Source organism: Cryobacterium sp. RTC2.1 (assembly GCF_035018685.1).
Taxonomy (GTDB): domain Bacteria; phylum Actinomycetota; class Actinomycetes; order Actinomycetales; family Microbacteriaceae; genus Cryobacterium; species Cryobacterium glucosi.
The window spans coordinates 20877-30728 of sequence record NZ_JASJXJ010000025.1 but is presented as its reverse complement, the minus strand read 5'-3'; the positions used below and the strand labels follow the sequence as shown (position 1 = coordinate 30728).

At 71.4% G+C, this 9852-nt stretch carries 5 protein-coding genes; 1 reads left to right on the top strand and 4 read right to left on the bottom strand.

Features of this window, described 5'->3' with window-relative positions:
• Nucleotides 1-73: 73 nt before the first annotated feature.
• The 4 genes from QN357_RS05405 to QN357_RS05390 all read right to left on the bottom strand — a co-directional run bounded on the left by QN357_RS05405 (nucleotide 74) and on the right by QN357_RS05390 (nucleotide 8768).
• Nucleotides 74-1039 carry an NAD-dependent epimerase/dehydratase family protein gene (locus QN357_RS05405; RefSeq protein WP_323504635.1) on the bottom strand — a complete coding sequence of 322 codons (966 nt, stop codon included), beginning with the start codon at nucleotides 1037-1039 and terminating at the stop codon, nucleotides 74-76.
• 5 nt (nucleotides 1040-1044) lie between these two features.
• On the bottom strand, nucleotides 1045-3888 hold the full coding sequence (locus QN357_RS05400; protein WP_323504634.1) for an alpha/beta fold hydrolase: 2844 nt from the start codon (nucleotides 3886-3888) through the stop codon (nucleotides 1045-1047).
• An 11-nt stretch (nucleotides 3889-3899) separates the two neighbouring features.
• On the bottom strand, nucleotides 3900-4922 hold the full coding sequence (locus QN357_RS05395; protein WP_323504633.1) for a 3-oxoacyl-ACP synthase III: 1023 nt from the start codon (nucleotides 4920-4922) through the stop codon (nucleotides 3900-3902).
• Nucleotides 4923-5141: 219 nt separating this feature from the next.
• Nucleotides 5142-8768, bottom strand: a complete 3627-nt coding sequence (locus QN357_RS05390) for a bifunctional proline dehydrogenase/L-glutamate gamma-semialdehyde dehydrogenase (RefSeq protein ID WP_322188886.1) — start codon at nucleotides 8766-8768, stop codon at nucleotides 5142-5144.
• A 163-nt stretch (nucleotides 8769-8931) separates the two neighbouring features.
• On the opposite strand from QN357_RS05390, the gene QN357_RS05385 reads away from it, so the two are divergent.
• On the top strand, nucleotides 8932-9813 hold the full coding sequence (locus QN357_RS05385) for a LysR family transcriptional regulator (RefSeq protein ID WP_134449181.1): 882 nt from the start codon (nucleotides 8932-8934) through the stop codon (nucleotides 9811-9813).
• The last annotated feature ends 39 nt before the right edge of the window (nucleotides 9814-9852 follow it).

Genomic DNA, 9852 nt, shown 5'->3' with positions numbered 1-9852 from the left:
TTTTCCCAGACCAACAACCCCAGCCCAGGAAATCCGTCGGCGTTTTAAACTTCGCCGTTACTGACCCACGCTCCTAGGTGTATGCGGCGGCGAGGCGACGGAAGCCCTCGTCGAGGGTCACCTGGGGGGTCCAGTGCAGGTCGGCGCGCGTGCGGCGTTGGTCGAACCAGTGCGCGGTCGAGAGCTGTTCGGCGAGGAAGCGGGTCATCGGGGGCTCGTCGGCTCCCGGGCGCACTCGCCAGGCGGCCTCGATCACGGAGCCGCCGCCGCGTGCGAGCGCGGCGGGAACCGACCAGGCCGGTGGGCGGACCCCGGCCGCCCGGCACATGCCGGCGAGCAGCTCGGCGACGGGCCGGGGCTCGCCATTGGTGATCACGTAGGCGTTGCCGTGCACCTCGCGCGCCCGGTCGAGGGCTGCACTGATCGCCGTGGCCGCATTGTCCACGTAGGTCGTGTCGATGAGAGCTGCGCCGTGCCCGAGCAGGGGAAGGCGCCCCGCCCTGGCCCGCTCGACGATCCGGGCGACGAGCTGGGTGTCCCCGGGGCCCCAGACCAGGTGCGGCCGCACGGCCACGACCCGCATGAGTGGAGAGTCGGCGTCGAGCGCGAGCAATTCCGCGCGGGCCTTGGTCCGGGCGTAGTCGCCGCGGGCACGACCGGGATCCGCCGGGCCGGCATCGCTGCCGACGATGGATGTCCCGGCGTGGGCCACAGAGGGAGACGACACGAAGACGAAGCGCGAGACCCCGGCATCCGCGGCCGCGGCGAGCAGGGAGCGGGTGCCCCCGACGTTGACGGCCTCGAAATCGCGCGGGTCGCCCGCGAGGGAGACCTTGGCCGCGAGGTGAACGACGGCGTCCATGCCGATGACGGCATGATCCACGTCCCGGGCCGAGGTCACGGAACCGAGCAGGTCCCTGGCCCCTGCGACGCCGGACGGCCGCCGCTGGAAGCAGCTCACCTCGTGTCCGGCCGCGACCAGCTCTGCCGCGACCGCGCGACCGAGGAAACCGCTCGCCCCGGTGACGAGCACCCGCAACGGGGTCACGGTCGCGTCATCCGCCCGCCGGAGAGGATGCCGCCCGCCCACCGGGCGAGCCGGCTGCGGTCGATCTTGGAATTGTGCCGGATGTCCGTCGGCAGCTGGGGAACCACGAGCACCGCAGCGAGAGGTGCCGGCGATGCCGTTCGGATCGCGGCAGCGAGTGCCTCCGTCGCGAGTCCGACCCGCCAGGCGGGCGGGCTCGTCTCGACGACGGCGACCAGCTGTTGGGTGCCCACCGGTCCGACCCCGACGAGGGCCGCACGGGCGACACCGGGGTGTCCGGGGTTCGGCCTGCCGGACATGCCCGCGGTGACCGCATCGCGCGGGGTCAGACGAACGCGTTCGATGGCCTGCTCGGGGCCGACCGGCGTGACGACGCCCTCCGCGGTGACGATGACGTGCGGCAGCCGGCCCTCGACCCAGAGCCGGCCGTCGGCGTCGAGGTGGCCGACGTCGCCGGTGCGGTGCCAGCGTTCGCCCGCGATCGCTCCGCGCCTGGCGGCCCGGTCGGTGAGCCAGAGCCGGTCGTAGTGGTCTTCGACGTGGGGCGCGGAGACGACGATCTCACCGGTGACACCGGTCTCCTCGGACAGTGCGCCTGTGGCCGCGCCCCGGTCGTCGAGAGCGCTGATCCGGATCCGGGTGGTCCCGGTCGGGCATCCCACGCAGACGCCGCCAGCGGAGGCCGCGGTCGCGACCCGGATGCCCTCGAGGGTGATATCCGTCATCAGGAGGCCCTCGGTCATGCCGTACGGGGTATGCGCTGTCGCGTCCGGCATCAACCGCGCTGCGGCCGCGAGGAGCGGCTCTGCGACCGGCGCGCCTGCGGACAGGAAGCTGCGCACCGCGGCGAGAGACGCCCGGTCGGCGGGGGTGAGGCGTGCCGCGGTCGCGACGACGTTCGTGAGGGCTGCCGGAGACAGGAACACGACGGATGCGTCGATCGCGGCGACAGCGGCGGCCACCGCGGTCGCGGTGAGCGTCTTCGGCGACGTGACGTCCATGTCGGGGGTCACCGAGCGTGCGCCGAGGGCGGGGCCGAGGAGGGCGAACGGCGCGAAGCCGGCGACGAGGCCCGTCCCTGGGCCCACGCCGTACTGCTCGCGAAGCGCCCGGCTGACCGCGGCGAGCTGGCCGTTCGTGTAGACGACGCCCTTGGCCGGCCCTGTCGACCCGGACGTGAAGAGCACGGCTGCCGTGTCTGCCGCGGTGGGCTCTGGTGGCAGGCCCTCATCCGCGCCGAGCGACTCCAGCTCGGCGACGGTGAAGGAGACGTCGAGGAGCCTGGCAAGCGGCCTGGCGAGGGTGACCGCGGCGATCTTCTGGCCGGGCCAGCCGAGCGCCCGGGCGGCGACCAACCCGGGGGTCGCTCCAATGACGTGGTCTGGGCGCGCGCCCCGGACGGCCCGGGTCAGGCCGCGGAGGCCGAGACCGGCATCCGCGACCACGACGACGGCGCCGATGCGCACGCAGGCGTACAACACGGCCGTGAGGTCGGCGCCCGGAGGAACGAGAAGCGAGACCCGGTCGCCCTTGCGGACGCCGATCTGGTAGAGCCCTCCGGCCAGCCGACGCACGCGCGCGGACAGCTCGCGCCAGCTGACGCTGAGCTGGGCGGCACCGTGACCGGGCGCCATGTCGACGAGGGCGATGTCGTCGCTCTCCCGGAATTCATCGAGGTAGTGCCAGAGCGGCCGGTAGTCGCCGCGGCCGGATTCGGGCGCGGGTTCCCCGTCCGAAACGTCCTGTTCCGGTCGAGAGTGACCAGCTGATCGGGCGCTCTCGACCGGAACGGGCCCGGCGGCGGTGAGGGCGGCGGGCACGGCGGCGAGCGGGGCGCGGTCGGCGAGCCAGGTCAGTGCGGCCGCGGCGTAGTCGACGTCCTCGGCCACCAGGTGCCCGGCCCCCTCGAAGCGGTGAACGTCGGCGTCGGGCAGTCGGTCGAGGAGATCGTCGAGATACCGGTCGCTGAAGATCGGATCGGTGGGACCCCAGAGCAGCAGGGCCGGCACCTCGAGGCCGCGAAGGCCAGAGGCGATGCGGTCGAGTTCCGGCGTGCTGACGGATCCGGGACCGACCGGGATGTCGGCGACGAACGCGCCGATCCCGCCCCGGCGGGCCGCTCCCCGGTACGGCGCCCGGTAGGCGCGTTTGACGGCGGCGGACAGCGGCGGATGCGCGAGCGCGAGCGTCGTGTCGAGGAACGCGGGCGTCGTGACGGTCGCGGTGCCGAGCACGCCGCCCTGGAGTGCCAGCCGCAGGGGCGCCGGGATCGCGGCGTCCTCCGGCTGGTGCACGGCGGTATTGAGCAGCAGCACGCCCGCGAGCAGGTCCGGGTGGTCGATCGCCCAGCCGAGCGAGACGACTCCGCCCCAGTCGTGGCCGAAGGTGACGACCGGGCCGGTGAGTCCCAGCGGTTCCGCGCCGAGCGCGTCCGTGAGGTCGCCCAGGTCTGCGACCCGGCGGGCGAGCGGGCGCACCGTCCCGGTGCGCTCGGAGAAGCCCATCTCGAGCTGGTCGACGGCGATCACGCGCCAGGCCTCTTCGCCGCGCGTGGCGGCATCCGTCGCCTGCGTCACGAGCGACCGCCACAGGTACGACCAGGTCGGGTTCCCGTGCACGCACAGCACCGTGCCGACCGGGGTGATGCCGCGGGACGCGAGCACGGGCCCGTTGTCGAGCAGGTGCCAGGTGCGGATGCCGGCGCCCGGCTCCCCTGCCTCGACCAGCCTCGAGAACGCGGGGTCGAGTCCCGGCAGCCCCTCGGGCGGCAGGGACGCCGGCGCGGGCGTCGCAGCGGCGCGCGGCAGGCGGTACTGGTGCTGTTGCCGGGGGTGGGTCATGGTGCGGCCGGTCACCAGGCCAGTTCCATCATGGCGGTGTTGAGGCCGGAGCCGACCCCCATGAGCAGCACCCGGTCGCCGCGACGCAGGGTCTTGGCCTCTTCGGCCAGGGTGATCGGGATCGACGCCGGCCCGACGTTGCCGAACAGCGGGTAGGTGAGGGGCACCCTCGCCCGGTCGAGCCCGGTGGCCTTCACGATCGCGTTGGTGTGCACGTCAGAGACCTGGTGCAGGATGTAGCGGTCCATGCTCGACCAGTTCCAGTCGCGCTTCGCCTCCGTCCAGGCCGACACGACCAGTTCCATGCCGCCCTTGAGCAACGCCTTGGCGTCGGTGAACATGCCGTCGACGCTGCCGATGCAGAGCCCGTTGAACTGGGTAGCGGCGCGGGTGACGCCGCCGAGCATGCGATGGCCTTCCGGATGGCGGTCTGCACGTCCGAGGACGGCCGCGGCCGCCCCTGACCCGAGGGTCAGGCTCGCGAATTCGCGCATGAAGTCCTTGCGGCCGATGTCGGGCCGCCCGAGCCGGTCGATCGTGTTGGACTGGATTTCGTCGGCGTCTTCGCCGTCGATCACCACGGCGTAGTTGACCTGGCCGGAGTCGATCAGCTGCGCGGCGAGGGTCATCCCGTTCACGAACCCGAGGCACGCGTTCGCGATGTCGAAGTTGGTGGCGGACGACGGCAGGCCGAGGCCGTGGTGGATGCGCACGGCGACGGAGGGCTCGAGGTGCTTGCGGGTGACCGAGGTGTTGATCAGGAGACCGACCTGGCCCGGCTCGACGCCCGCGTCGCGCAGGGCACGCTTGCCCGCTGACACGGCCGCGTCGTCGAAGGCGAGGTCGCTGCCCCAGTTGCGGCGTTCGTAGACGCCGGCGACGCGCTGGAGCAGGCCGCTCGGGAGACGCAGGCGTTTCAGGGCCGGCTGCAGTCGACGGTCGATCTCGATCGAGGTAGTGACGATCGGTGCGAGGGTGCTCGCGACCGCCAAGAGCGCGACGTTTGTGTGCGACGTCGTTGCGTTTCCGTCCAAGTGCTGTTCCCCTGTCGAATTGTGGCGCCGCTGGCACGCCACGGTCCCCGGTATTATCCCCCACTCAACTGATCGTTCCTCGTATGCAGGCTGTGTGCCGCTCCCCCCTGACCGCCCACCCCGTCCGCGAGAGCGGAGTTTTGGCCCTTAACATCGTGGTTTAAGGGCCAAATCTCCGCTCTCGCGGTTCGGGTGAGCGCGCGGGGCGAGGCGGGGCGGTCAGATGATGCCGGCGGAGAGGGTGCTCGGGTTGCCGAAGCGGTGCGCCGTGATCGAGATCGCCTGCTCACGGAGGAACGGCAACAACTCGACCCTGCCTGCCTGGGTGACCGGGTGGGCGTAGACGGCCACGTCGGGGCTGCCGCGGAGGGCGTGCGCGAGCTGGGCCGCCGCATCCGTCGCCCCGGTCAGCGGGTCGCCGCCGATCAGCCGAACCCGGCTCGTCGTGATGCCGCCGGCTGCGGCGCGGGCGAGCCATTCGGCGTCGCTCTCGACCGTGACCGGGATCTCACGCTCGGCGAGCGCGCCCCGCACGATCGGCGGCATCGGCAGCGCGCTCGACACCGTGAAACGCGACTTCGAGAGGGTCGCGGCGATGAGCACCCGCAGCAGGTTCGACAGGGTGCCGTCCTCGGCGAGGCGCACCGTGACGGGCAACGTCCGGTAGCGGAACAGGTTGCGTTCGACGCCGAGCGCGGAGACGTCCCTGACCGCCGCGAACTCCTCGCGCCAGGCGAGCGCGTCGCTGAGGGCCGAGCGGCGCAGTACGTCGAAGTCGGCATAGTCGAGCACGGGCTGCGACCCCTCGATGAGCTGCGTGACGCTCGGTTCGAGGCCGCGCAGGTGCAGGGTCGAACTGTTCCTGCCCGGGTTGGTCACCCAGCTGCCGAGGCCGTAGAGATAGTTCGGGCCGCCGGCCTTCGTGCCTGCTCCCACCGACGAGCGCTTCCAGCCGCCGAACGGCTGGCGCTGCACGATCGCGCCCGTGATCCCCCGGTTGACGTACAGGTTGCCCGCCTCGATCGTCTCGAGCCAGGTCGCGAGTTCCTCGGGATCGAGCGAGTGCAGTCCGGAGGTGAGCCCGTAGTCGACCGCGTTCTGAAAGCGGATGGCTTCCTCGAGTGTGCGCGCATGCATCACTCCCAGCACGGGCCCGAAGAACTCGGTGAGGTGGAAGTAGGAACCGGGAGCGACTCCCGTGCGGATGCCCGGCGACCACAGCGCGCCGTCCTCGCCCTGCTGTTTCGGTTCGACGAGCCAGCTCTCGCCGACGCCGAGTTCGGTGAGGGCGTGCAGGAGCTTGCCGTTGGCAGGTTCGATGAGCGGGCCCATCTGGGTGACCGGGTCGGAGGGTCGTCCGACCCGCAGGCTCGTCGCGGCATCGACGAGCTGGCCGAGGAAACGCTCGGACCTGGCGACGGAACCGACGAGGATGACGAGGCTCGCTGCGGAACACTTCTGTCCGGCGTGCCCGAACGCGCTCTTGACGACGTCGGCGGCGGCGAGGTCGAGGTCGGCGGACGGGGTCACAATGATCGCGTTCTTGCCGCTCGTCTCTGCGAGCAGCGGCAGGTCCTCGCGGAAGCTCCGGAACAGCTGCGCGGTTTCGTATGCTCCGGTGAGGATGACCCGGTCGACCGCGGGGTGCCCGATCAGCCGGGTGCCGAGCTCCCGGTCGGCGAGGTCGACGAGCGCGAGGAGGTCGCGGGGCACTCCGGCCTCCCAGAGCGCCTCGACCATGACCGCTCCGGAGCGCTGGGCGAGCTTCGCGGGCTTCACGATGACGCCGGAGCCTGCCGCGAGTGCGGCGAGCACCCCGCCGGCGGAGATCGCGACGGGGAAGTTCCACGGCGGGGTCACGACGGTGAGGCGTGGGGGCACGAAGATGGCGCCCTGCACGGCGTCGAGCGCCCGGGCGCTCTCGGCGTAGTAGTGCGCGAAGTCGATGGCCTCGCTCACCTCGGGGTCGCCCTCTGCGATGGTCTTGCCGGTCTCTGCGGCCATCACCTCGATCAGGCGGTCGCGGTTCGCGGCGAGCGCGAGGCCGGCGCGGTGCAGGATCGCGGCCCGCTCCCCGCCGGGGCGCTGGCCCCATTCGTTGCCGCTCGCGGCGACGGTGTCGATGATGGCGTCGAGCTGTTCCTCTGTATCGACGCGGGCGGCGAGGATCGTGTCGATGCCGAGGCGTGACCCCTCGACCTGGGCGAGGATCCGGCGCCCCCACGCGCGGTTCGCCGGAAGCGAGGGGTCGGTGTCCGGCTCGTTGTGGAAACGGCGGATGCCGGCGGCCACGTCGCCCGCGCCCGCGTGGGTCAGGACCGCGGCCGTGTCGCTGAGCGAGCCGCGGGTGAAGCCGAGCACGGCATTGGTGAGGCCGAGGTCATCGTCGGTGTGCTGCGCCGCTTCGGCCGCAGACTCTGTCGCCTCGAGCTGGGTGACCGCAGAACGGTCCTGGCTTCGGTTCGGCGCTGGCACGAAGGCCTCGGGGCCGACCGATGATTCGAGTGCCCGGAGTGAGGCGAGGAAGCGCTCCTTCTCGCGTTCGAAGAGCGGGGGTGAGGTCGTGAGTTCGAACACGGCGGACATGAAGTTGTCCTGGCTCGCGTTCTCCTCGAGGCGGCGGATCAGGTAGCTGATCGCCACGTCGAACTCGGCCGGGTTGACGACGGGCGTGTAGAGCAGCAGCCTGCCGACGTCCCGGCTCACGGCCTCTGCCTGGCTCGTCGCCATGCCCAGCAGCATCTCGAACTCGACCCGGTCGTCGACGCCGCGCCGCTTGGCGAGGAGGTGGGCCCACGCCACGTCGAAGAGGTTGTGCCCGGCGACGCCGATGCGGACGGCATCCGTGTTCTGCGGGGTCAGCGCCCAGTTGAGCACCCGCTTGTAGTTCGTGTCCGCGTCCTGCTTGGTGCCGTAGGTCGCGAGCGGCCAGTCGTGCACGATCGCGTCGACGTGTTCCATGGCGAGGTTGGCGCCCTTGACGACGCGCACCTTGATCGGGGCTCCCCCGGCCGCGCGCCGGTTCTGCGCCCAGTGGGTCAGGCCCTGGAGGGCGCCGAGCGCGTCGGGCAGGTACGCCTGCAGCACAATGCCGGCCTCGAGGCCGAGCAGGCGGGGCTGGTCCAGGATGCGTTCGAAGACCGCGATCGTGAGGTCGAGGTCGCGGTACTCCTCCATGTCGAGGTTGATGAACTTCGGCACAGCGGATGCCGCGGCGAGCTCGTAGAGCGGGGTCAGCCTCTCGACGACCCGGGTCACGGCCTCGTCGAACGACCACATCGAGAGCTGGCTCGCGATCGAAGACACCTTGATCGAGACGTAGTCGACGTCGGGGCGGGCGAGCAGTTCCCTCGTGCCCTCGAGCCTGCGGAGGGCTTCCTTCTCTCCGAGCACGGCCTCGCCGAGCAGGTTGATGTTGAGCCGGTTGCCGGATTCGCGCAGGCTCGCGATCGCGGGACCGAGCTTGTCCGGCGTCGCGTCGACGACGAGGTGGCCGACCATCTGTCGCAGCACCTTGCGGGCGGCCGGGATGACGACCCACGGCAGCACGGGGCCGAGCACGCCGCCGAGGCCGATGGCGCCGCGCAGGTACCCTGGCAGGAAGCCGGGGGCCTTCTTCGCGACGGCCTGCAGGTTGTAGCCGGCGACCATGAGGTCCTGGGGGCGCATGACGCCGTCGACGAAGCCGACCGTGAAGTCGAGGCCGTTCGGGTCCTTGAGCACGCCGGCGAGGCGTTCCGCGGAGACGTCCGCCGGAATGGCGGTGCTCTCCGCGAGCCACTTCCTGACGAGCGTGACAACCTCCGCGCTCTGGGCCTGGTGCACGACGGACGGTGAGTTGCTCATGGTCACGAGGGTAGTCTTTCGCTCGCGCAACGGCCGGGAGCCGTTCCGGGGGGACGGAATCTGAGTCCAGTGTCGCGGGAACTTCCGATAAGTAAAAGCGACCGTTTGTGCAGAGTAGTGGTTAGGATTTGTGTGCAATGGAGCCGAGCGGAAGGTGCACGGGATGCTGGACGTCCGGAGGTTGCGCCTGCTGCGTGAACTGAAGATCCGCGGGACCCTCGCCGGGGTCGCCGAGGCGCTCTCGTACAGCCCGTCCGCGGTCTCCCAGCAACTCGCCCTGCTCGAGAAGGAGGCGGGCGTCGAGCTCCTGCACAAGGTGGGTCGCCGCGTGCAGCTCACCGCGCAGGCCGAGATCCTCGTCGACCACACCACCCACCTGCTCGAACGGCTCGAGATCGCCGAGGCCGAGATGATGGCTTCGCTCACGACCGTCTCGGGCACCGTGCGGGTGGCGGTCTTCCAGTCCGCGTCCCACGCCGTGATCCCCCGGGCGTTGACCCTCCTGGCCGCCGAATTCCCCCAGCTGCGTGTCGAGGTGACCGAGCGCGAGCCGGAGCGCGGCCTGTTCGAAGTGAGTGCCAGGGACTTCGACCTCGTCCTCGCCGAGCAGTACCCGGGGCACGGGCGTGCCCACAGGGCGGACCTCGACAGGGTCAACCTGGCGACGGATGCGCTGCGACTCGCGCTGCCGTCCGCGAGCGCGAGCGCTGATCTCGCAGGCCTGGCGCGGATGCCGTGGGTCATGGAACCGGAAGGAACCGTCTCCCGGTCGTGGGCGAGCCAGCTCTGCCGCGAAGCCGGGTTCGAACCCGATGTCCGGTTCGAGACCGCGGACCTGATCGCGCACATCCGCCTGATCGAATCGGGGAACGCCGTCGGTATCCTGCCCGACCTGGTCTGGGCCGGCGCCGAACCCACGGTGCGCCTCGTCGACCTGCCCGGCCACCCGCGCCGCACCCTCTTCTCGGCGGCACGCCGCTCGAGCACGAAGCGGCCGGGCGTCGTCGCCGTGCGCGACGCGCTCGCCCGCGCGGTCACGCCGTGACGACGGTCGCGCCTTCACCTGGCTGGGATCCGCGACGTC